Below are 22,086 nucleotides of genomic sequence, written 5' to 3'. Positions count from 1 at the left end.
GGCGACAGGCAACAATCCGGGCGACAGGCGCGGCCGCCGAAAATAGAATGATCGGATGATTCCCGCCGCGAATATGCTGGCGTTTCTCGTCGCATCCATCGTCATTGTCATAATTCCTGGTCCCGGCGTGCTTTTCGTGATCGGCCGGGCGCTGACCTACGGGCGCCGCGCGGCACTGCTGTCGGTGCTGGGCCATTCGGTCGGCGTCATGGTGATCCTGGGGCTGGTGGCCGCCGGACTGGGCGCCATTCTCGCCGCCTCGGCCATCGCGCTCTCGATCGTGAAGCTGGCCGGCGCGCTGTACCTGATCTACCTGGGCATCCAGGCCGTCCGGGAACGGCGTTCACTGCGCGAGGCCTTCGAGGCGAAGGTCGAACCCATGGAGAACGGCCGGGTGCTGCGCCAGGCGGTGCTGGTCGGGCTGACCAATCCGAAGGCCATCATCTTCTTCTCCGCGGTGCTGCCGCAGTTCGTGGCGCCGAAGGCGGGCGCGGTCCCGGTGCAGATGCTGATCCTGGGCGGGCTGTTCCTGGTGGTCGCGCTGATCTCGGACTCGATCTACGCCGTGCTGGCGGGTACCGCGCGGAACTGGTTCGCCCGGTCGCCCAAGCGGCTGGAGGTGGTCGGCGGCGCGGGCGGAGTGATGATCATCGGACTGGGCGCGAGCGTCGCCGTGTCGGGCAGCGGTAACTGAGGGGTGCGCCGATTAGCATCGGGCTGGTCGGCGGTCGATCACGGAAAGGGGTCGGTGCAGGGCATGAGGCGGAACTGGCGGTACCTGGCGGTGGGGGCGGTACTGCTGGCGGGCGCGAATGCGGCTCCCGCGCAGGCGGATTCGGGTGACCCGCTCGCCGGCTCGCCCGGGCTGGGCGATCCCTACTATCCGATGGACGGCAATGGCGGCTATCACGCCGGCCATTACGACGTCACCATCTCCTACGATCCGCCGTCCCATCAGCTGACCGGGTCGACCCGGATCGACGCGGTGGCCACGCAGGCGCTGCGGACGTTCGATCTGGATTACAGCGGGCCGGAGGTCTCCAAGGTGACGGTCAACGGCCTGCCGGCCTGGTTCGACCGCACCGATGAGCACGAACTGGTCGTCACGCCCCTGATCCCGCTGCTGCCCGGCCTGCCGTTCACCGTGCAGGTGGAGTACGCGGGCGCGGCGACCGGCACCGATGGCGCCGGCTGGGTGTTCTCGCCCAGTGGCGGGGCTTTCGTTGCGGGCGAACCGCATTCGGCGAGCGCCTGGTACCCGCTCAACGACACGCCCTTGGACAAGGCGACTTTCACGCTGCACGCCACCGTGCCGCAGGAGTGGGAGGTGATGTCCAACGGCGACAAGGTATCCGACACCGTGCAGGGCGCGGTCCGCACCGTCTCCTGGGAGATGCGCCAGCCGGTGGTCGGGTATCTCACCACCATCGCCATCGACCGGTTCCAGTTCCTGGAACAGCGGCGCGCCAATGGAACTCCACTGCTGAGCGCGTTCGCGCCGGACGCGTCGAAGGCCAGGGAGGTGGAGTCGCGGCTGCCGGAGATCCTGGACTTCCAGGAGCAGCTGTACGGGCCGTACCCGTTCGACACGGGGGGCGGCATCTACGTCGACACCGATCTGCATTTCTCGCTGGAGACCCAGTCGCGGCCCATCTACGCCCCCTGGACCGATCTGGGCACCGTGGTGCACGAGATCACCCATCAGTGGTGGGGCGACTCCGTGTCGGTGAAGCAGTGGTCGGACGTCTGCCTGAACGAGTGCTTCGCCAGCTACACCGCCGACTACCTGTGGCCGGAACGCAAGGACGGCAAGGACGTCGATGCCGAGTACCGAGAGACGGTCGCGAAATACCATGACGACCCGAAGTTCTGGGAGATCCCGCTCCAGAACCCCGGCAAGGGCAGCGAATTCACCTCCGTCTACTACCGCGGCCCGCTGTTCCTGCACGCGCTGCGCCGCATCATGGGTGATGACGCCTTCTTCCCGGCAGTGCGCGACTTCGTCATGGGGCACACGTACGGCAATGCGTCCATGCCCGAGTTCCGCGCGTTCATGCAGACCCGCACACCCCACGACCTGAAGGGCTTCTTCACCGCCTGGCTCGACCGCACCGACCGTCCCGCCGACGAGTTCCTCTACCCCGGCAGCCTGCGCGCGTGAGGCGTTGTCCGCCGCGGGAATTCGCGGCGGGCCACCGCGTCGGCGACCGCGATCCGGTCAGGCCGGAAGCGGGCGGGTACGGTCCGACAGCACCAGCGCTGCCATGGCGCCGAGCACCGAGCCGGTGGCGAACCGCTGTGCGCGCAGCCAGAGCGGCCGCCGCGCCAGGAAGGTCGAGATGGCGCCCGCGCTGAGCACGATCAACCCGTTCACCGTGATGGCGATGCTGATCTGCACCGCGCCCAGGCAGAGGCTCTGCAGCCACACCCGCCCGTGCGCGGGCACCACGAACTGCGGAATGAGCGCCATGTAGAGGATCGCGATCTTCGGATTCAGCAGATTGGTGACGAGACCCATGGTGAACAGTCGCCGCGTCGGATCCGCGGGCAGCTCCGTCGGCGTGAACAGCGAAACCCCGCCGGGCCGGAACGTCTTCCACGCCAGATGGAGCAGGTACACCGCCCCCGCCACCTTCAGCGTCAGATACAGCGCCGGCACCATGGCGAACACCGCGGTGATCCCCGCGGTCGCCGCCGCCAGATACACCCCGAACCCGACCGCCACCCCCGCCAGTGACACCAGCCCGGCCCGCCGCCCCTGCGACACGGTCCGCGACACCAGATACATCATGTTCGGCCCCGGCGTGAGCACCAGCCCCAGCGCCGCCGCGGCCACTCCCAGCACCGCACTCGTCTCGATCACCCGGCCAATTCTCCGAGCCCCACCCGCCCGCTGTCGCGGTCCACTCACCACCATCTGGACCCCGAACCCCGAGCCACCGAGCTGCGCCCGTCCTGAATCGACCACGCGCGTCGCCCGGCAATGCGTTTCACGGGGACGGGGATACGCTCGGCCCAGCCCTCCCAGCCGAGATAGCAAACGACGCGCGCACCAACCGCGGGCCCGGTGCCGTCGGCGGCCGCTCGCACGACAACCCCGGCGACGTCCCGGCCCGGCCGCCGGCCGTCTGGCCGCCGCTGGATCAGATTGAGATCGTCGTGATCGATGCCGTAGGCCCGGACCCGACGATCACCCCGTCCTCGCCCGCTTCCGCGCTGCGCTAGCGGACCGCTTCCGCGTTGTGGCCCGCGCGCAGGCGGCGGACACCCTCGGCGATGGTCTCCTCCTTCTTGCAGAAGGTGAAGCGCACCATGTGGTTCCAGGCGGCCTTGTCATCGGCGAAGACGCTCACCGGCACCGCGGCCACGCCGAGGCGTTCGGGCAACTCCTTGCAGAAGGCGTAGGCGTCGGTCGCGCCCAGCGGCGTGATGTCGGCGCACACGAAATAGGTGCCGTCACTGCGCTTCACCCCGAACCCGGCGTCGGCGAGCGCGGCCGAGAGCCGAAGTCGCTTCTCCGACAGCGTGTCCCGCAGCGCGGCCACCCACTGCTGCTCGGTGTTCAGCGCGTGCGCGACCGCGGGCTGGAACGGCCCGCCGCCGACGAAGGTGAGGAACTGCTTGGCCGCGAGCACCGCGTCCAGCAGCGGGGCGGGCGCGCAGGCCCAGCCGATCTTCCAGCCGGTGACGCTGAATGTCTTGGCGGCGCTGGAGATCACGATGGTGCGCTCGAACATGCCGGGCAGTGTGGAAAGGCTGATGTGCTCGTGCCCGTCGTAGTAGAGGTGCTCGTACGCCTCGTCCGACATGACGTACAGGTCGTGTTCGATGGCGATGTCCGCGATGGCGGCGAGATCGGCGCGCGAGAGCACGGTCCCGGTCGGGTTGTGCGGCGAATTCACCAGCAGCAGACGGGTTTTCGGAGTGATGGCGGCGCGCAGGCTGTCCAGGTCGAGGGCGAAGCCGTCGCCGTCGGGCACCAGCCGCGCGGTGCGGCGCCGTGCCCCGGCCAGCGCGATGGCGGCGGCGTAGGAGTCGTAGTAGGGCTCGATGAGCACCACGTCCTCGCCGGGTTCGACCAGTCCGAGCACGGTGGCCGCGATGGCCTCGGTGGCGCCGACGGTGACCAGCACCTGGGTGTCCGGGTCGTAGTGGGTGCCGTAGCGGCGGGCGCGGTCGGCGGCGATGGCCTGCCGCAGGACGGGCACGCCGCGGCCGGGCGGGTACTGGTTGAACCCGTCGGCGATGGCCTGCCGCGCCACCTCGAGCATGCCCGCGGGGCCGTCGCTGTCCGGAAAACCCTGACCGAGGTTGACCGCACCGTGGCGCACGGCGAGTTCGGTCATCTCGGCGAAGATCGTCGACGCGAAGGGCTGCAGTCGGGCGACGGTGGGAATGCGCGGCATGTCCGGAGCCTAATCCATCGACGAAAACAGCCTTCGACAGTGATTTACCTCACAGCGAAGGGCCGCGGTTCACTGCGGCAGCCGGATGCCCGTCAGCTTGGCGGGGTTCACCACGTCGTAGACGCCCCACACCCGGCCCTCGCGCACGGTGAAGGCGTACACGCGCTGCGGGTTCCCGGCGGACCCGTTCTCGGCCGGGATCGCGTGCGCGAGGATTCCCCACTGCCCGTTGACCAGGACCGGTTCGAGTAGCCGGGCGGGTCCGATGTGCTCGGCGTCGAAGAGCCCGAATCGGCGCCACAGGCCCAGCCAGAGGCGGACGTTCTTGTCCACGCCCGCAACCACATTGATGGCGGTGGACACGGCGCCGCCGCCGTCACCCATGGTGCGCACGTCCGGGTGCAGCGCGGCCACGACGGCGTCGACGTCGCCGCTGCCCAGCGCGGCGAGCAGCCGCTGCACCGCGACATTGTGCTCGTCGTCGGTGACCGGGGCGGGCGCGGCCGCGACCGCCTTGCGGGCCCGGGTGGCCAGCTGTCGCGCGGAGTCCACGGAAATGCTCAGGATGTCGGCGATTTCACTGAACGGCAGCGAGAAGCCGTCGTGCAGAACGAATGCCACGCGCTGCGGCGGGGTCAGAGTGTCCAGCACCACGAGGGCGGCGAAGCGGAATTCCTGTTTGCGCACTACGGCCGCCAGCGGGTCCGGGGCGCTGGAGGGCGTCACCGCGCTGACCACGGGCTCCGGGAGCCATTGCCCCACATACTTTTCCCGCCGGACGGCGGCGCTGCGCAGCCGGTCCAGGCAGATGCGGCCGACCACCGTGGTGAGCCAGGCACGCAGATCCTCGATCTCGGATTGGCGGGCCACCGCGAGCCGCAGCCAGCTCTCCTGCACCGCGTCCTCGGCGTCGCTGACGCTGCCGGTGAGCCGGTAGGCCACCGAGAGCAGATGCGACCGATGCGTTTCGAACAAGTCGGCAAGGAGAGCGGCAACCATCGGATCGATCCTACGGCCGGGCTACGACAGCCTCGTCACCGCCCCGGTGGCCAGAACCCGCTGTGCCCGCGCACGTTTCCGTGACAGCATGGCCGCATGGACGCGGAATTCCTCTCCGACGGCGTGGTCCGGCTGTCGCCGCCCGCAGTTTCCGACATCGACGCCATCACGGCCCTGTGTCAGGAACCGTCCATCGGCGCCTGGACCACCATGCCGGTCCCCTATCACCGCGCCGACGCCGAGAAGTTCATCTACGACATCGTCGGCCCCGGCTGGGTCACCCGCAGCCCCATCTGGGCGCCGCGCCGCGCCGCGGACGGGCCGGTGGTCGGCATGATCGGCCTGACCCTGCCCAATCGCCGGCGGGACGAGGACACCGCCGAGATCGGTTTCTGGCTCACCCCCGCCGCCCGCGGCGAGGGCCTGATGACCAGGGCCGCGCTCCTGGTCACCGCGGCGGGACTGGATCCCGCCGGGCTGGCCTTCGAGCGGCTGGAGTGGCGTGCCTTCGTCGGCAATCACGCCTCCGCCGCGGTGGCCCGCCGCGCCGGCTACCACTACGAGGGACTGTTGCGCGGCGGCTCGCTCCAGCGCGGCGTCCGCCGCGACACCTGGGTGGCGGGCCGCCTGCGCGACGACCCCACGACGCCCAGCCCGCACTGGCCCGAGGGTGTCTGACACACCCGGAAACGTGTTCGGCGCACACCCGCCGGACTGGGTGTGCGCCGAACACAGTGTGCACCCCGGACTCGTTCCACGCGAGGTGAACTCGCGACGAGCGGGTGCTGGTCAGGTGGCCGGGTCGTCTAGCCGCGGGCCTCTCGACGGCGGGTGACGGCGTCGGCGAGCCGGTCGAGCTGGGCCGCGGTGGTGTCCCAGTCGATGCAGGCGTCGGTGATGGACTGCCCGTAGGTGAGCTCCTCCGGGTGGCCGAGGGTGAGGTCCTGGCGGCCCGCCACGATGAAGGACTCCATCATGAGACCGACCACGGTGTCCTCGCCCGCCGCGATGCGCTCGGCGAGATCGGTGACGACGTCGACCTGCTTGTTGTGGTCCTTGTTGGAGTTGCCGTGCGAGGCGTCCACGACCAGCCGCTCCGGCAGCGACGACTTCTCCAGGCGCAGCAGGGCTTCCGCGCAGGAGGCGGCGTCGAAGTTGGGGCCGTTGCTGCCGCCGCGCAGGATGACGTGGCAGTCCGGGTTGCCCGCGGTGCGGATGAGCGCGGAACGCCCGTCCAGGTCGGTGCCGGGGAAGACGTGCGAGGCGGCCGCGGCGCGCACGCCGTCCACCGCGACCTGCACGTCGCCGTCGGTGCCGTTCTTGATGCCGACCGGCATGGACAGCGCCGAGGACAGCTGCCGGTGCACCTGGCTGGCGGCGGTCCGGGCGCCGATCGCGCCGTAGGCGACCAGGTCGGCGATGTACTGCGGGGTGATCGGGTCCAGGAACTCGCACGCCACCGGCAGCCCCAGCGCGGTGATGTCGACCAGCAGGCGACGGCCCAGGTCCAGGCCGGTGTTGATGTCGAAGCTGCCGTCCAGGTGCGGGTCGTTGATGAGACCCTTCCAGCCCAGCGTGGTGCGCGGCTTCTCGAAGTAGACGCGCATCACCACGTGCAGCCGGTCGTCCAGCTCGGCGGCCTTGGCGGCGAGCCGGCGCGCGTAGTCCATGGCGGCGTCGGTGTCGTGCACCGAACACGGGCCGACGATCACCATCAGGCGGTCGTCGGAACCATTGAGCACGTCGACGGTGGCCTTGCGGCCCGCGCGCACGGTGTCAGCGAGGGTGTCGTCGATCGGGTGGGCGGCACGGATCTCGCGGGGCGATCTCAGCGGGCTCACATTGAGTGTGCGCTGATCGTCCAGATCGACATGCCGTTTGTCGAGATCGGCGTTGGTGGTCATGGGTGGGTTTCCTGTCCCAGGCCGACCCGTGCAGAGTTCCTTCGAAACCCCTTGGAGCCGGTCTGTTTTCGTCCGGCTCGGGGTGGAGTATGTCAGCGCAGGTTCACGCCGCGCGACCCACCCGGGGCCGGCTCGCTAAACCAGAAATACACACGCTGCATGTCCCGGACTGTACCAGAGATCCCGGTTCGTGCCTGTGGCGTGGGACACGTTCGATGGGATGAGCGTCCCACGCACTGGGACGGCCAAGGTCAGCGCAGGATGTAGTGCAGGATCACATCGTGCACGTGGCGGGTCTTCTCGTCGCCCCGGAACTCCACCTCGTAGGTGTGGTGCCCGGTGCTGATGGCGATGTGCCCGGAGGAGAAGAACTGTCCCGCGAACGACTTGTTGGTCAGGATGCTGACGCTGGAGATCCGCGCGTACGGGATGCTCGTGATGGCGATCTTCTTCCCGACGAACGAGTTGTCCTGGATGACGACGCGCCGGTCGGTGAGCCCCAGGAATCCGGTGCCCACCCCGATGGCGTCGTACACGGCCAGGATCTGTTCACCCGGCAGCAGCCCCTGCTGGATCTTGTCGAGCTGATCCCGCCGGTCGAATGGAATGCTCATCAGTTCCCCGGCCTCCGGGTCAGCGGCGAACGAACGGATAGGTGACCTTGGTCAGTTGCTCGGACAGCTCCCACAGCCGCCGCGCCATCACCTCGTCCCTGGAGGCGGCGGTGGAGGTGCTGGGCCCGGGGTAGCCGCGCATGCCGCGCAGCCCGGTCGGGCCGTAGAAGCCACCCGGCTCGACCTCCGTGGTGGCGGCGAACAGCGTTGGCAGCGCGCCCATTTCGGCGCTCTGCGCGAACAGCCGGTTGCCGATGGACATGAGCGTGTCGTACAGGGACTCGGTGTGCCCCTGCAGCTCGGTGGCGGCGTAGCCGGGATGCGCGGCCACCGACACCTTGGTGGATCCGGCGGCCGTCAGCCGGCGCTGCAGTTCCCGCGCGAACATGAGATTGGCCAGCTTGGACTGCCCGTAGGCGGCCCAGCGCTGATAGGAGCGGCGCTCCCAGTTGAGATCCTCGAGGTCGATGCGGCCGATGGCGTGCATACCGCTGGAGAGCGTGACCACCCGGTCGCGAATCTTGTCCAGCAGCAGCCCGGTCAGCGCGAAATGACCGAGGTGGTTTGTGCCGATCTGCATTTCGAAGCCGTCGGCGGTGCGCTTGAGCGGCACCGCCATCACGCCCGCATTGTTGATCAGCACGTCGGCGCCGTCGACGGAGTCGGCGAACTCGTGGATCGAGGTCAGGTCGGCCAGATCCAGCCGGCGCACCTGGGCATTGGGGCCGATCTCGTCGGCGACGGCCCGCGCCTTGACCTCATTGCGGCACGCCATGATCACGCGCGCCCCGGCACCGGCGAGCGCACGCGCGGTGACCGCGCCCAGCCCGCTGTTGGCGCCGGTCACGATGACCGTCCGGCCCGCCTGATCGGGGATGTCGGAGATGTCCCAACCACTCACGGGATCGAGTCTAGGGGCGCGGCGGCATACTCGTCTGATGTCGGCGCGAACCGCTCCCGGATTCGAAATTTGCCGACGCCCCCGGGGGCGCTCCGGCGCGGCGTGTCCGCCGCGCCGTCGAACCCTTCGACCTGCTCGAGCGCTGGCGTCAGCGACCATGGACACGCCGATAGTCGCGGGTTTGCTGGGCGTTCTGGTGCTGATCCGACATTGTGACCGCCGCGGACACCGAGGCCACCGTCACCGAGCGGGGCGGTGACGGATTCCCGGGTCGGATCCAGTACCGGCCGGCGGTCAGGACAGGGCGAGGACCTCGTCGTCGGACATGGCGGCCACCTCCAGGTAGAGGCGGGCCACCTCGTCCAGCCGGCCGGCCGCGCCGGCGCGCTCCTCGCGATCCAGCAGGCGGCGGGCCAGTCCCGCGACCGTGCGGGCCGCGAAGAAGTCGGCGACCACGGTGTCCGGGGAATCCAGCCAATCCCGCACCCGCGCGACGACAGCGGTCGCCAGCACGGAATCGCCGCCGAGGGCGAAGAAGTCGTCGGTCACGCCGACCCGCTCGCGGCCCAGCACCGTGGCGACGATGTCGGCCACCGCGCGCTCGATATCGGTTCGGGCAGCGACGAATTCGCCGTCCCGCTCACCCGCGGCCAGCAGGGTCGCGATGACCTTGCGGTCCGGCTTGCCGTTCGAGGTGAAGGGCAGCTCACCCAGCAGCTCGACCCGGGACGGAATCATATAGGCGGGCAACAGGTCCGCGGCCGCCGCCAGCAGGGCGGGGACCTCGAGGGTGACGCCCTCGCCCGCCACCACGACCGCCGCGAGTTTCGGTGCGGCCGCGCCGGTCACCGCCGCGATGGCGTGCCGCACGCCCGGCAGGGCGCGCAGAGCGCTCTCCACCTCGCCGAGTTCCACTCGATACCCACGGATCTTGACCTGATGGTCGGCGCGGCCCAGGAACTCCAGGCAGCCGTCCGGCAGGTACCGAGCGAGATCGCCGGTGCGGTACCAGTTCAGGCCCTCGTGGGTGACGAACCGGTCGGCGGTACGCGCGGCGTCGCCGCGGTACCCGGCGGCCACACCCGCACCGCCGATCCACAGCTCGCCGGTGACCCAGTCCGGGCAGTCCTGCCCCGACGGCCCGACCACCCGGCAGCGCACATTGCGGAGCGGAGTGCCGTACGGAACGGCCGACCACTCGTGCGGCACTTCGGCATTCACCACTTCACAGATGGTGGAGTGGATGGCCGTCTCGGTGGCCCCGCCCAATCCGGCGAACCGGCAGTCCGGGGCCACCGCGGCCAGCCGTCCGGGCAGCGCCACATCCACCCAGTCGCCGCCCAGAATGACCATGCGCAAACTATCCACAGGCTTCCCGGCGGCCGCCTCGAGCAGCATGTCCAGCAGGCTGGGGACACAGTTGACCACCGAAACCCGATGCCGCCGAATCATTTCGGCCCACCGCCCCGGCTCGTCGCGCTGTCCCTCATCCAGCGCGACGACCGCACCCCCGGCACTCAGCAGGCCGAAGATGTCGTAGACGGACAGGTCGAACTCCAACGCCGACAGGGCGAGCGCCCGATCGTCAGCGCCGATTCCGAACCGCTCGTCGAGGTCGTCGATGGTGTTCATCGCCGCCCGATGCGGCACCTCCACGCCCTTCGGCTGCCCCGTCGAGCCCGATGTGAACAGCACATACGCGATGGCCTCCGGATCCGGAATCACTGCCTCGGCCAACGGTTCCGGATGCCGCCGCGCCTCGGTCAGCGCCAGCGTCGAAACCCCGGTGACCTCCGCCCCGGCCGTCACCGCCGCCACCACGGCACCGGTCCGCACGATCTCGTCCCGGCGCGCCGCGGGCTGATCGAACCCGATCGGCACATACACGCCGCCGGCCGCGAGTACACCCGCGCAGGCCAGGATCTGCTCGGGCCCCTTCGGCAACTGCACCGCGACCGCATCCCCCGGCCGCACCCCCGCCGCACGCAACGCACCCGCCACCGCGAGCGCCTGCCCGGCCAGCTCGCCATAGGTCAGCACCCGTGCCGCGGAGGCGGACGTATCCACGAGGTCGTCCTCCCAGATGACCGCGGGTGCATCCGGATTCGCGGCAGCGAACTCGAACAGCCCACTGTGCAGCGCCCGCCCGCTCACCGGGCCATCGGTGGCATTGACCCGGGCGCGAACCACCGCCTGCTCCACCGGAATTCGCACCGCCGCCTCGGCATCCCACCCCGCGTCGCGGACGTCCACGTCCGGCTCGTCACTGCCCGCCAGGCGCAGGACGGCGTCGATGTAGCGGGTGAACATGGTCTCGACCATGGCGGGCGGGAAGGCGTCGGCGCGGACGTCCCAGTTCAGCAGGAGGCCGCCGCGGACCTCGGTGACCTGGGCATCGAGCAGCACCTGCGGGCCCTGGGAGATGATCCAGACCGGCTCGCCGAAGGTGTCGGTGACCTGGTCGGCGAAGAGTTCGCCGAGGTTGATGGCGCTGGTGTAGACGATCGGGGCCAGCATCGGTTCGCCGCGCAGCCGGCCCAGGTCGCGCAGGACCTCGAGGCCCGTGTAGCCGGAATGCGCTCCGGCGGCATGCAATTCACGCTGCAGCGCGCGAGCCCGGTCGGTGACGGTGGCCGGCTCGGTCACATCGACCTCCAGCAACACCGAGGAGGTGAAGTCGCCTATCACCCCGTCCACCTGCGGATGCACCGGATCCCGATGGAACAGCGGCAGATTGAGCAGGAACCGCCGCTGCGCCGACCACCCGCCGATGGTCTCCGCGAACACCGACGCCAACGCCATCGCGGGGGTGATCCCCCGCGCATGCGCCGCCGCGAACATCCGCGCCTTGGCCTCCGGCGACAGCCACCGATGCAGCCGCACGGTGCGCGCCTGCTCCTCGACCTCGGAGGCGCCCGGCAGCTCCGGCGCGCCCGGCAGCTCCGCGAGCCGCTGCTGCCACCACTCGCGATCGGCGGCGTGTTCCGGTGCGGGACCGGCATGTTCGGTCAGGTACTGCCGGAAGGTGTAGTGCTGCGGCGGCAGCTGCTCGGCGTGATAGAGCCGCGCCAGGTCGGCCACCAGGATCCGGTAGCTCATGGCGTCGGCCGCGAGCATGTCCACATCCAGGTGCAGCCGGGTGCGCCCGTCCGGCAGCAGGGTCAGCGCGATATCGACGACCTGACCGTCCTCCACCGCCATCAGCTGATGAGTCCGGCGCTCCCGCAACGCCTCCAGCGTCCGCTCCACCGATTCGGCGTCGGCCGCACGAAGATCGGTGACACTCCAGACATCCCGGCCCGGCCGCTCCAGCGTCTGCTGGGTCCCGTCGGGCAGGAACCGCGTCCGCAACATCGGATGCCGCCGCACCAGCCCCTCGACCGCCGCCCCCAGCCGCTCCGGATCCACCCCGGCCCCATCGAATTCGACGTAGAGATGGGCCGCGACCGCCCCGAGCTCCTGCCCCTCGCCCCGCCCGACCCAGTACGCGTGCTGCATCGGCGCCAGCCCGAACGGACTCCCGTCGTCCGCCCGCGCGACCGGCTCCTCGCTCGCGGCCGGCGGCACATCGCCCGCGGCCGAGCCGCCGCGCTGTCCGCGCTCCGAGCTCGGTGCACCCGAATCATCCAGGGCGGCGGCCGGATTCACCGTCGGTGCGGCATCGTCGCCCGCCGGATCATTCGATCCCGGCCCACCGAGGAGCCGGTGCCAGGCGGCGACGGTGGGTTCGGCGGCGAGTTGGGCGAAGTTGACGGCCAGGCCGCGTTTGCGCCAGGAACCCGCGAGTTTCATGGTGCGAATGGAGTCGAGGCCGAGCTCGATGAGGTCGGCATGGTCGGGGATGGCGGCCGGGTCGAGGCCGAGGTGGCCGGCGACGGCGGTGCGGATCTCGTCCCGGGCGATGCTCGCCGCTGACCCCTGGGGTGACTCCATTTCCGCTGGTACTCCTTGTTCGAGGGGAGGGGATGGCCGCTGCCGATCCGGAATTCGGATGTCGTTCGACAGCAGCGTAACCCATTGAGATAGGGTTGCCTAACCTATGCAAGGCCACCCTTACTAGCCAGAGGTCAAAGCTGTGACATCGACCGCATCCGCGGAGACATCGACCGCAAAACCCGCCACGGACCACCGCGACGGCTTCGTCCCGTTTCCCGACGACCTGGCCGAGCGGTACCGGCGGGCCGGATATTGGGCGGGCCGGCCGCTGGGCGAACTCCTGCGCGACGCGGCCCGGCAGTGGCCCGACCGGCCGGCGCTGCTGGGCGACACCGAGACCTCCTACGCGGCGCTCGATCTATCGTCCGACCGGATGGCGCACGGTTTCCTCGCCCTGGGCATCCGGCCGGGCGACCGAGTCGTGTTGCAGCTGCCCAATGTTCCCGAGTTCGTTCCGGTGCTGTTCGGCCTGCTGCGCGCCGGGATCATCCCCGTGCTCACCCTTCCCGCCCACCGGCGCGCCGAGATCGAGCATCTGACACGGCTTTCCGGCGCGGTCGCCTACGTGACGGCGGACCGGCTCGCCGACTTCGACTACCGCACCCTCGCCGCCGAGGTGAGCGCGCACGTCCCGGCCCTGCGGCACGTTCTGGTGCTCGGCGACCCGGGCCCGTTCACCGACCTGAATTCGATTCCCGCCGACGGCGATTCGCTGCCCGAGGTCGACGCCTCCGATATCGCGCTCATGCTGGTGTCCGGCGGCACCACCGGCCTGCCCAAGCTCATCGCCCGCACCCACGACGACTACGCCTACAACGCGAAGGCCAGTGCGGAGGTCTGCGAGCTCGGCCCGGACGACGTCTATCTCGCGACCCTCCCGGTCGCCCACAACTTCCCGCTGGCCTGCCCCGGCGTGCTCGGCACGGTGGCCGCCGGCGGCGCCGTGGCCTTCGTGACCGACCCCAGCCCGGAGAGCGCCTTCGCCGCCATCGAACGCCACCGCGTCACCGTCACCGCCGTGGTGCCGCCGCTGGCCCAGCTCTGGTGCGCGGCAGTGGAGTGGGAGGACGCCGACCTGTCCTCGCTGCGCCTGCTCCAGGTCGGCGGCGCGAAGCTGGCCGAGGTGAACGCCCGCGATGTCGTCCCCGCCCTGGATGTGCGGCTGCAACAGGTGTTCGGCATGGCGGAGGGCCTGCTCAACTACACCCGCGCCGGGGATTCCGACGAGCTGGTCTGCACCACCCAGGGCCGCCCCCTCTCCCCCGCCGACGAGGTCCGCGTGGTGGACGAACAGGGCGACGACGTCGAAGACGGCGAGGAGGGCGAGCTGCTCACCCGCGGCCCCTACACCCTGCGCGGCTACTACCGTGCCCCCGAACACAATTCGCGCGCCTTCACCCCGGACGGCTACTACCGCAGCGGCGATCTGGTGCGCCGCCTGCCCAGCGGCCACCTGATCGTGTCGGGCCGTATCAAGGACGTCATCAATCGCGGCGGCGAGAACATCTCCTGCGACGAGCTCGAGGAACACCTGCTCGCCTATCCGGGCGTCCGGCACGCGGCCGCCGTGGGCCTGCCCGATCCGGCGCTCGGCGAGAAGGTCTGCGTGGTCCTGGTGACCGCGGGCGACCTGCCGTCGGCGGCCGCCATCAAGGCCTTCCTGACCGAGCGCGGCCTGGCCACCTACAAGCTCCCGGATGTGTTGCGGCAGGCCGACGTCCTGCCCGTCACCGCGGTCGGCAAGATCGACAAGAAGGCCCTCGCCGCGCGCTACTGAGCCACACGCCCTAGGGTTCAGGAATGGGTGGGTGGAGCACATCGGACATTCCTGACCAGACCGGCCGGATCGTGATCGTCACCGGCGCGACCAGCGGCCTGGGCGAGGCCACCGCGCGCGCCCTGGCCACCGCCGGCGCCCAGGTGATCATGGCCTGCCGCAATGAGATCAAGGCGCAGGCCGTGGCCCGGACCATGCCCGGGACCGTGCAGATCCGCCAGCTCGACCTGGCCGACCTGACCTCGGTGCGCACCTTCGCCGCGGGTATCGAGCGCGCCGACGTCCTCATCAACAACGCCGGGGTGATGGCGGTGCCGAAACAGCGCACCGCCGACGGCTTCGAATTGCAGATCGGCACCAATTATCTGGGCCACTTCGCGCTGACCGGCCTACTGCTGGACCGGATTTCGGAGCGGGTGGTGAACACCTCCAGCATCACCCACTTCATCGGCCGCATCGATCTGGAGGACCTGAACTGGGAGCGGCGCGCCTACTCCCGTTTCGGTGCGTACGCACAGTCCAAGCTGGCGCTGCTGCTGTTCACCTACGAGCTGCAGCGCCGGCTGACGCTCACCGGCTCGCCCACGCTGTCGGTGGCCGCGCACCCGGGCTATGCCGCCACCGAGATCAGCTCGGAGACCCAGAACCTGCTGGAGCAGATCGTCGGGCTCGGCAATCGGCTGGTGGCGCAGAGTGCCGAGATGGGCGCTCTGCCAACGCTGTACGCCGCCACCGCCGCGGTCGAACCGGGCGGCTACTACGGGCCGGACCGGTTCAACTGGCGCGGTCACCCCGCCAAGGTCGGCTCCAATGCCGCCTCCCACGACGAGAAGACCGCCAGGCAGCTCTGGGAGCTGTCCGAGCGGTTGACCGGGGTCGAGTTCGGCGTCTGACGCTCAGGCGCGCACCACGTACGGCGCGACGCTGCCGAGTTTCTCGCAGGTCTCCTCGAATTCGCGTTCGGGCCGGGACTGCCCGACCACGCCCGCGCCCGCGCGCAGCCACGCGCCCGCCCCGGTCTGATAGACCGCGCGCAGCACCAGCGTCGCCTCCAGCGCACCGTCGGGCGAAACCGTCACCACCGCACCGGAGTACAGGCCGCGCGGATCGTGGTCGAGACGGAACACCGCATCGACGCCCGCGGCCTTCGGAATCCCGGAGGCGGTGACCGACGGGAACAGCGTCTCCAGCGCGTCCCACGGGCTGCGGTCGGCCGCCAGCCGCCCGCGCACCGTGGAGGCCAGGTGCTGCACGCTGCCGCGCTCACGCACGGCCATGAAGTCCGAGACCGCGGTGGTGTCCGGCTCCGCAACGGCCGCGATCTCGGCGAACGAGGTCTGCACCGAAATGGCGTGCTCGACAATCTCCTTCGGATCCCGCACCAGGTCGGCGCGAGCGGCCAGATCGACCTCGTCACCGCGTCCGAAGGCCCGGGTCCCGGCCAGCGGCTCGGTGGTCACCACCCGGTCCCCGTCCACGGCCGCGACGAGTTCCGGGCTGAAGCCCGCGGCCTCCAGCCCGCCCAGCCGCAGCAGGAACGAGCGCGCCGGGGTGTTGTGCACGCGGCCCAGCCGATAGGTGGCCGGAACGTTCACCGCGAAGGGCAGTTCCACCTTCCGCGACAGAATCACCTTCTGGTACCTGCCGTCCCGGATCTCGGCGACGCCGGAGGCCACCCGGTCCCGGTAGCCCGTGGGATCCACGGTGACGTCGACGGGGTGCGCGACCGGGAGCGGCGTGTTCTGCGCGGCCGCGATCAGCGCGTGGATGTCATCGGTCTCGGACGGCGTCGCACCCGACACCCGAACCCCCGAGGCGTCGATGCGCACCTCGATGCGCGGAATCATCAGGTGCGCCAGCGTCGCTCGCGGGTGCACGTGCGCGGTCGCGCCCAGCGACCAGGCGCAGAACTCGAATCCGATCCACCCGAACGCATTTCGGCCGTCCAGCGGCAGTGCGGCCAGCGCGCCGTCGACGGCCTGTGCCGGATTCCCCGTCCACGGCCCGGCGGTGGTGCGTCCGTCCCAGCTCACCCGCAGTTCGTTCGCGTCCAGCTCGACGCCGCCCAGCGGGTCGGCCGCGAACACCCATTCGCCGGGGCGCTCGTACACCACGTATTCGCCGAAGCGATCCGCCGCCGCCAGCGCGGTGACCGCCGCGACCGGATCGGTGACGTGTTCGCCCCACCGCTGCTCCCCCTCGAGCCGTACCCGTTCGTCAGCGACCGACACCAGACCTCCAAGGTTATGCTTACCTAACTCGACGAGTGAGGTTAGCATTACCTTTCCCAGAGTGGGGAGGGGTCGATCGCGACCTGCGTCACGACACCGCCGCGCCGCCCGAAACCCACGCCCCGACCGGGGAATTGCCCGACCTACCGACCGACGCCGCACGTTTGGGCTTCAATGGATCGCAGCGGCTCATGCGGAGGTAACCAGAATGCTCGATCATGACAGCCGGCTCCCCGAAGCCGCGCTCACCGCTCCGCAGTCCGTGGTCGCCCTGGTCGACGCCGCCTCCCCGGTGGAGCGCGCCCTCGTCGGACACTGGCTGGCCGAGGGTGGCATCACCCAGGAGTTCGGCACCGCCGCCCCCGTCACCCAGCTCGACCTCGACCCCGCGGCCGTCACCACCCGGCTGGTCGGGCGCAACGACGATCCGCTGGTGGTGCCGGTCCGGGTGCTGTGGCTGCCGCCCGAGCGAGACGGCGTGCGCCGCACCACCTTCAGCGACCTGCTCACCCTCACCAACCCTCGCAAACCCAACCGGCTCATGCAGCGGCGGCTGCTCAGCAAGGCCCCCGACCGGCACCTGGTGCTGACCGGGCAACCCGCCCGGCTCAGCGAGCTGCGCGCCAACAATCCCGGATCCGCCGGTGCGCCCGACGCTTTCGGGCGGGCCATCGTGCGCGCCGGCATCGTCGCCCTGGAACGCGCCGAACGCGCCGTCATCGGCGACCGATACAAGGTGCCGCGGCTGGTGGTCGAGGAAATCCTGGACTCGCCCGAATTCCTGCGGCGGCTGGACGCCATCGCCGAGGAGACCGGCGTGCCCGCGCGCGAGGTGTACCGGCGGGCCGAGAAGGGCCTGCGCGAACTCGTCGCGGCACAGAGCCGGCTGGTGTCGGACCTGTTCACCCAGGCCATGCGGCCGGTGCACGCCTCCACCTGGAAGGTCGACGCCGACGAATCCGGGCTGGACCGGCTGCGCTCGCTCAACCGGCGCTACCCGCTCGTCTTCCTGCCCTCGCACCGCTCCTACGTGGACGCGTTCGTGCTCGGGGACATCCTGGCGCGCAACGACTTTCCACCCAACCACGTGGTCGGCGGGGCCAACCTCAAGTTCTGGCCCATCGGGCCCATCGCGCGGCGCACCGGAACCGTGTTCATCCGCCGCAGTTTCGGCGACGACGAGGTGTACAAGGCGGTCGTCGAGGAGTACTTCGCCTACCTGCTCACCAAACGCTTCAACCTGGAGTGGTACTTCGAGGGCGGGCGCACCCGCACCGGCAAACTCCGGCCGCCCCGCTACGGGCTGCTGAATTACCTTGCGGCGGCGCTGCGTTCGAAACGCATCGACGACGTCATGCTGGTGCCGGTATCCATCACCTACGAGCGGCTCAACGAGATCGGGGCCATCGCCGATGAACAGACCGGCGGCCGCAAACAACCCGAGGGCCTGACCTGGCTGGCCCGCTACGTGCGCAACCAGCAGCACTCGGCCGGGCGCGTGTACGTGCGCTTCGGGACCCCGCTCTCGGCCCGTGAACGGCTGGCAGCGAACGGCGATCCGCTGACGGTCCACTCGAATCCGCCTCCCGAGCGGACCCTCGAACTCGAGCACCTGGCCGTACAGCGGCTCGCCTTCGAGGTCGCCGTCGGCATCAACGACGTCACCCCGATCACCGTGAACGCCCTCACCACCCTGGTGCTGCTGGGCGTGCACGAGCGCGCCCTCACCCGCGGCGAACTGTGTGCCGCCATCGCGCCCGTGCTCGGCTACATCCAGCGCCGGAACCTGCCCAGCGGCGAACTCGACGCGCTGCGTGACGATCACGGGCTGGCCGTGGTGCTCGAACAGCTGACCGTCGCCACCGTGGTCACCGTGTACCGCGGCGGGCTGGAACCGGTGTACGCCATCAATGCCGGGGCACACCTGGAGGCCGCGTTCTACCGCAACAGCGCCGTGCACTGGTTCGTCAACCGCGCCATCCTCGAACTGTCCATCCTCACCGCCGTCGAGGCGCCCGCGGGCGATCAACTCCGAGTCGGCTGGGAGGCCGCCTTCCGGCTGCGCGACCTGCTCAAGTTCGAGTTCTTCTTCCCGGAGCGGGCCGAATTCACCAGCCAGATCACCGCGGAAATGCTGCTGGTGGACCCCGACTGGCATCAGCGCACCGCCGCCGGCACCGTCGGCTCCGACATTCTGGCCCGGCTGGCCGAATCCGGGTTCATGATGGCGCACCGGGTGCTGCGCTCCTTCTTCGACGCGCAACTGGTGGTGGCCGAACGGCTGGCCGCCCACGACCCGATGGCCGAGATCGACAAGAAGGCCCTCATCGACGAATGCCTGCAGGTCGGCAAGCAGATGCTGCTGCAACAGCGGCTGCACAGCCCCGAATCGGTGTCCTCCGAATTGTTCGGCAGCGCGGTCAAACTCGCCGACAACCACGGCCTGCTCACCCCTTCCGACGATCCCGCCGCCGATCTGGCCGCCCGCCGCAGCGGGCTCGCCGCCGAACTGCGCGCCATCGGCCAGCGCATCTCCCGGGCCGCGACCCTCGACCCCTCCAACCGCCTGGAAGCGCTGTGACACACCGGGTCCGGGGAATCGGCGCGGGCCGGCCCGCACTGCCGCTCCGGCCCGGCGTCGGCGTCACCCAGCGCCCGGTCGGCGCACAGGATCTCGGCGAGGCCCTCGAAGCCGTGCGCACCGGACCACAGGGACCCCGCGTCGCAGCGATTTTCGACTTCGGCGGCACCGTCGTGCACGGATTCAACCCGCCGCCGCTGCCCCGGCGACTGCTGCGGCGCAGCAGCACCCAGGGCGCGCTCACCGCCGCCCTGCTCGGCAGTATTCGCGGGGCGCGCAGCGAGGGCGAGTACGAGCGCTTCCTGCAATCGGTGATGTACAGCTGGGCCGGGACAGCCGAGGACGAGCTGGCCCAACTCGGGCGACAGGCGTTCGCGCGCAGCGTGTACGGGCACATCTACCCGGAGGCCTGGCGGCTGGTGCGCGAACACGAGGCGGCCGGGCACACGCTGGTGCTGATCAGCTCGGTCACCTGCTACCAGGTGCGGCCGGTAGCCGAGGAACTGGGCGTCCCGCACGTCCTGTGCACCGCCATGGCCGTCCAGGACGGCGTGCTCACCGGGCACGTGGCGGGAAAGCCGCTGTGGCGCAACGGCAAAGCCGACGCCGTGCGCCGCTTCGCCATCACCCACGACATCGACCTCACCCAGAGCTGGGCCTACGCCGACAGCGCCGCCGACCTGCCGTTACTGCAGACCGCCGGGCACCCGGTGGCGGTGAACCCGGATCCGCGCGTCGTGCTGGAGGCGGCCGAAAAGGATTGGCCGGTGCTGCATTTCCGGCCCAGGCAAGCGCCCGGGGCCACCGACTATGCCCGCACCCTGGCCGGATTCACCGGTCTGCTGGGCGGGGCCCTGTTCGGCGTGGCCGCCAAGGCGCACACGAAACAGCGCCGCCAGATGGCGGATTCGATGATGACCTACGCCGCGGACACCACCCTGCGCGGCACCGGAGTGAAGGTCCGCGTGGTGGGCGCCGAGCACGCCCGCGCCCCACGCCCGGCAGTGTTCATCTTCAACCACCAGAGCCAGTTCGACATCGTGGTGCTGGCCGAGGTGCTGGGCACCGGATTCACCGGCATCGCCAAGCGGGAGATCACCAAGAACCCGATCTTCGGTCCCCTCATGCGCTTCGTCGAGGTGACCTTCATCGACCGCGCCGACACCGCGGCCGCCAAGGCCGCGCTGGAACCCGTCGTCGACACCCTGCGTGGCGGACTGTCGGTCGTGATCGCGCCCGAGGGCACCCGATCCCTGACCCCGCGCATCGGGCCGTTCAAGAAGGGCGCGTTCCACATTGCCCGGCAGGCGGGCGTGCCGGTGATTCCGGTGGTGATCCGGAATGCGGGCGAAATCGCGTGGCGCAATTCCGCCGTGGTGCGCAAAGGCGTCGTGGACGTGGCCGTCCTACCGCCGATCGATGTCAGCGGCTGGGATCCGGCCGATATGGACGCCGAGGTGGAGCAGGTCCGGCAGCTGTTCGTGGACACGTTGCTCCACTGGCCCGAAAGCCGGCCCGGCAGTTAGTCAGACAGCGCGACCGAACAGCAGCTTCCACGGCATGGCCGCGGACTCCAGCTGCACCTTCAGGCTCATCTTGGACGCGCCCTTGGTGCGCTCTTCGAAACGGATCGGCACCTCGGCGATCGAAATGCCCTTCTTGACCGTCCGGTAGTTCATCTCGACCTGGAACGAATAGCCATTGGACTTGATCGAGGCCACGTCGATGGCGCGCAGCGTGTCCGCCTTCCACGCCTTGAAACCGGCGGTCGCGTCCTTCACGCCCAGGCGCAGAATCATATTCACGTAGAAGTTGGCCCAGGCCGACAGCGCCTTGCGGTACCACTTCCACTCCGCCGCGGTGGAACCCCCGGGAACATAACGGGATCCCAGCACCACGCCGGCATCGGTGGACTCCAGCTTGTCCAGCATGGCCGGGATGACCTCGGCCGGGTGCGACAGGTCGGCGTCCATCTGAATGACCACGTCGGCGCCCTCGTCAAGCGCCCTGGTGATGCCGGCGATGTACGCCCGGCCCAGACCGTCCTTCTCGGTGCGGTGCAACACGCCCACCACGTTCGGCAGGTCGGCGGCCAGCTTGTCGGCCACCTCACCCGTGCCGTCGGGCGAATTGTCGTCCACCACCAGCACATGCAGGTCGGCCACCGGTAGCGCGGTCAGCCGCTCCACCGCCACCGGCAGGTTCTCCCGCTCGTTGTAGGTCGGCACCACCACGGTGACCTTCAAGGTTTACCCTCCCGCTTGGTCGTTTTCTGGCTACGAAACCGTACCTGGTCAACCTGAGTGCCTCGTGAGCGCACCGAACAGCGCGTCACCCCCGTCACTCCGGCGTCAGTCGTCCTCTTCGTCCGCGCGCCGATTTCGTTCCCGCACAATATCCAACGCCCGCTCCGCTGTCGCCTTATCCGGATAGGGCCCGATCCGATCGCCGACCCAGCAGGTCTTCCCCTGCTCCGCCTTCTGATGGGAGATGCAGTAATACCACTGTTTGTCCTCAGCCATGAGGTCCAGCATTCCACCGAGATCAGACCCACAGGTCGAAAAACACGCGGAGCACCCGGGAATGCAGAAAGACCCCGTCCGAGGGACGGGGTCTTCCAGATCCGGTGGCCAAGGCCGGGATCGAACCGGCGACCTTCCGCTTTTCAGGCGGACGCTCGTACCAACTGAGCTACCTGGCCGTAGGCACCCGATTCGAATGCCACGCTGTACCACTT

Annotated in this window: 17 protein-coding genes and 1 tRNA gene; 7 read left to right on the top strand and 11 right to left on the bottom strand. The window is 69.8% G+C overall.

All coding sequences use genetic code 11. From position 1 onward, the window contains the following. Positions 1-55: 55 nt before the first annotated feature. Both ACQP1O_RS03240 and ACQP1O_RS03235 read left to right on the top strand, forming a co-directional pair. Positions 56-694 (top strand): LysE family translocator, encoded by a 639-nt coding sequence (locus ACQP1O_RS03240; RefSeq protein ID WP_433564423.1) that lies wholly within the window; start codon positions 56-58, stop codon positions 692-694. Positions 695-757: 63 nt separating this feature from the next. Beyond that, positions 758-2,161 (top strand): M1 family metallopeptidase, encoded by a 1,404-nt coding sequence (locus ACQP1O_RS03235; RefSeq protein WP_433564422.1) that lies wholly within the window; start codon positions 758-760, stop codon positions 2,159-2,161. A 57-nt stretch (positions 2,162-2,218) separates the two neighbouring features. On the opposite strand, the gene ACQP1O_RS03230 is transcribed toward ACQP1O_RS03235, so the two are convergent. The 3 genes from ACQP1O_RS03230 to sigJ form a co-directional block, all read right to left on the bottom strand. Next, positions 2,219-2,863 carry a LysE family translocator gene (locus ACQP1O_RS03230; RefSeq protein ID WP_433564421.1) on the bottom strand — a complete coding sequence of 215 codons (645 nt, stop codon included), beginning with the start codon at positions 2,861-2,863 and terminating at the stop codon, positions 2,219-2,221. A 358-nt stretch (positions 2,864-3,221) separates the two neighbouring features. Next, the gene (locus ACQP1O_RS03225; RefSeq protein WP_433564420.1) at positions 3,222-4,406 is read right to left on the bottom strand and encodes a pyridoxal phosphate-dependent aminotransferase; all 1,185 of its coding nucleotides are present in this window, start codon (positions 4,404-4,406) and stop codon (positions 3,222-3,224) included. A 69-nt stretch (positions 4,407-4,475) separates the two neighbouring features. Beyond that, a complete protein-coding gene (gene sigJ, locus ACQP1O_RS03220; protein ID WP_433564419.1) occupies positions 4,476-5,405 on the bottom strand; it encodes an RNA polymerase sigma factor SigJ in 930 nt (309 codons plus the stop codon). 96 nt (positions 5,406-5,501) lie between these two features. Here sigJ and ACQP1O_RS03215 point away from each other — a divergent pair, with 96 nt between their 5' ends. Further along, positions 5,502-6,083: a GNAT family N-acetyltransferase gene (locus tag ACQP1O_RS03215; RefSeq protein ID WP_433564418.1), complete on the top strand. Its 582-nt coding sequence runs from the start codon at positions 5,502-5,504 to the stop codon at positions 6,081-6,083. Between the two features lie 128 nt (positions 6,084-6,211). Here the strand turns inward: ACQP1O_RS03215 and ACQP1O_RS03210 are convergent, their stop codons facing one another. The 4 genes from ACQP1O_RS03210 to ACQP1O_RS03195 form a co-directional block, all read right to left on the bottom strand. Beyond that, positions 6,212-7,309, bottom strand: a complete 1,098-nt coding sequence (locus ACQP1O_RS03210; protein WP_433564417.1) for a 3-deoxy-7-phosphoheptulonate synthase — start codon at positions 7,307-7,309, stop codon at positions 6,212-6,214. A 251-nt stretch (positions 7,310-7,560) separates the two neighbouring features. Beyond that, positions 7,561-7,923, bottom strand: coding sequence for a PH domain-containing protein (locus ACQP1O_RS03205; RefSeq protein WP_433564416.1), 363 nt, complete (start codon positions 7,921-7,923; stop codon positions 7,561-7,563). Positions 7,924-7,942: 19 nt separating this feature from the next. Continuing rightward, positions 7,943-8,824, bottom strand: coding sequence for an oxidoreductase (locus tag ACQP1O_RS03200; RefSeq protein WP_433564415.1), 882 nt, complete (start codon positions 8,822-8,824; stop codon positions 7,943-7,945). A 294-nt stretch (positions 8,825-9,118) separates the two neighbouring features. Further along, positions 9,119-12,757 (bottom strand): amino acid adenylation domain-containing protein, encoded by a 3,639-nt coding sequence (locus ACQP1O_RS03195; RefSeq protein WP_433564414.1) that lies wholly within the window; start codon positions 12,755-12,757, stop codon positions 9,119-9,121. Between the two features lie 142 nt (positions 12,758-12,899). Between ACQP1O_RS03195 and ACQP1O_RS03190 the strand changes: the two genes are divergently transcribed. Both ACQP1O_RS03190 and ACQP1O_RS03185 read left to right on the top strand, forming a co-directional pair. After that, positions 12,900-14,537 carry a (2,3-dihydroxybenzoyl)adenylate synthase gene (locus ACQP1O_RS03190; protein WP_433564413.1) on the top strand — a complete coding sequence of 546 codons (1,638 nt, stop codon included), beginning with the start codon at positions 12,900-12,902 and terminating at the stop codon, positions 14,535-14,537. Between the two features lie 23 nt (positions 14,538-14,560). Continuing rightward, positions 14,561-15,430 carry an oxidoreductase gene (locus ACQP1O_RS03185; RefSeq protein ID WP_433564412.1) on the top strand — a complete coding sequence of 290 codons (870 nt, stop codon included), beginning with the start codon at positions 14,561-14,563 and terminating at the stop codon, positions 15,428-15,430. Positions 15,431-15,433: 3 nt separating this feature from the next. Here the strand turns inward: ACQP1O_RS03185 and ACQP1O_RS03180 are convergent, their stop codons facing one another. Further along, on the bottom strand, positions 15,434-16,816 hold the full coding sequence (locus ACQP1O_RS03180) for a salicylate synthase (protein ID WP_433564411.1): 1,383 nt from the start codon (positions 16,814-16,816) through the stop codon (positions 15,434-15,436). A gap of 160 nt (positions 16,817-16,976) precedes the next feature. Here ACQP1O_RS03180 and ACQP1O_RS03175 point away from each other — a divergent pair, with 160 nt between their 5' ends. After that, complete coding sequence (locus tag ACQP1O_RS03175) at positions 16,977-19,349, top strand: glycerol-3-phosphate 1-O-acyltransferase (protein ID WP_433564410.1); 2,373 nt, start codon at positions 16,977-16,979, stop codon at positions 19,347-19,349. Then, positions 19,346-20,875 (top strand): HAD-IB family hydrolase, encoded by a 1,530-nt coding sequence (locus ACQP1O_RS03170; protein WP_433564409.1) that lies wholly within the window; start codon positions 19,346-19,348, stop codon positions 20,873-20,875. Before ACQP1O_RS03175 ends, ACQP1O_RS03170 begins: the two co-directional genes overlap by 4 nt. Here the strand turns inward: ACQP1O_RS03170 and ACQP1O_RS03165 are convergent, their stop codons facing one another. The 3 genes from ACQP1O_RS03165 to ACQP1O_RS03155 form a co-directional block, all read right to left on the bottom strand. Beyond that, the gene (locus ACQP1O_RS03165; protein WP_354831630.1) at positions 20,876-21,577 is read right to left on the bottom strand and encodes a polyprenol monophosphomannose synthase; all 702 of its coding nucleotides are present in this window, start codon (positions 21,575-21,577) and stop codon (positions 20,876-20,878) included. A 123-nt stretch (positions 21,578-21,700) separates the two neighbouring features. Further along, the gene (locus ACQP1O_RS03160; RefSeq protein WP_433564408.1) at positions 21,701-21,871 is read right to left on the bottom strand and encodes a hypothetical protein; all 171 of its coding nucleotides are present in this window, start codon (positions 21,869-21,871) and stop codon (positions 21,701-21,703) included. Positions 21,872-21,976: 105 nt separating this feature from the next. Continuing rightward, positions 21,977-22,050, bottom strand: a tRNA-Phe gene (locus ACQP1O_RS03155). Positions 22,051-22,086 lie beyond the last annotated feature (36 nt).

This window comes from Nocardia sp. CA-151230 (assembly GCF_050942175.1).
Taxonomy (GTDB): domain Bacteria; phylum Actinomycetota; class Actinomycetes; order Mycobacteriales; family Mycobacteriaceae; genus Nocardia.
This window is presented reverse-complemented; position numbering and strand designations above follow the sequence as displayed.

Coding starts and splice junctions, on each gene's coding strand:
- ACQP1O_RS03210 (WP_433564417.1), bottom strand. CDS start 7,309: ATGACCACCAACGCCGATCTCGACAAACGGCATGTCGATCTGGACGAT.
- ACQP1O_RS03175 (WP_433564410.1), top strand. CDS start 16,977: ATGCTCGATCATGACAGCCGGCTCCCCGAAGCCGCGCTCACCGCTCCG.
- sigJ (WP_433564419.1), bottom strand. CDS start 5,405: ATGGTTGCCGCTCTCCTTGCCGACTTGTTCGAAACGCATCGGTCGCAT.
- ACQP1O_RS03185 (WP_433564412.1), top strand. CDS start 14,561: ATGGGTGGGTGGAGCACATCGGACATTCCTGACCAGACCGGCCGGATC.
- ACQP1O_RS03235 (WP_433564422.1), top strand. CDS start 758: ATGAGGCGGAACTGGCGGTACCTGGCGGTGGGGGCGGTACTGCTGGCG.
- ACQP1O_RS03240 (WP_433564423.1), top strand. CDS start 56: ATGATTCCCGCCGCGAATATGCTGGCGTTTCTCGTCGCATCCATCGTC.
- ACQP1O_RS03225 (WP_433564420.1), bottom strand. CDS start 4,406: ATGCCGCGCATTCCCACCGTCGCCCGACTGCAGCCCTTCGCGTCGACG.
- ACQP1O_RS03160 (WP_433564408.1), bottom strand. CDS start 21,871: ATGGCTGAGGACAAACAGTGGTATTACTGCATCTCCCATCAGAAGGCG.
- ACQP1O_RS03180 (WP_433564411.1), bottom strand. CDS start 16,816: ATGCTAACCTCACTCGTCGAGTTAGGTAAGCATAACCTTGGAGGTCTG.
- ACQP1O_RS03215 (WP_433564418.1), top strand. CDS start 5,502: ATGGACGCGGAATTCCTCTCCGACGGCGTGGTCCGGCTGTCGCCGCCC.
- ACQP1O_RS03205 (WP_433564416.1), bottom strand. CDS start 7,923: ATGAGCATTCCATTCGACCGGCGGGATCAGCTCGACAAGATCCAGCAG.
- ACQP1O_RS03195 (WP_433564414.1), bottom strand. CDS start 12,757: ATGGAGTCACCCCAGGGGTCAGCGGCGAGCATCGCCCGGGACGAGATC.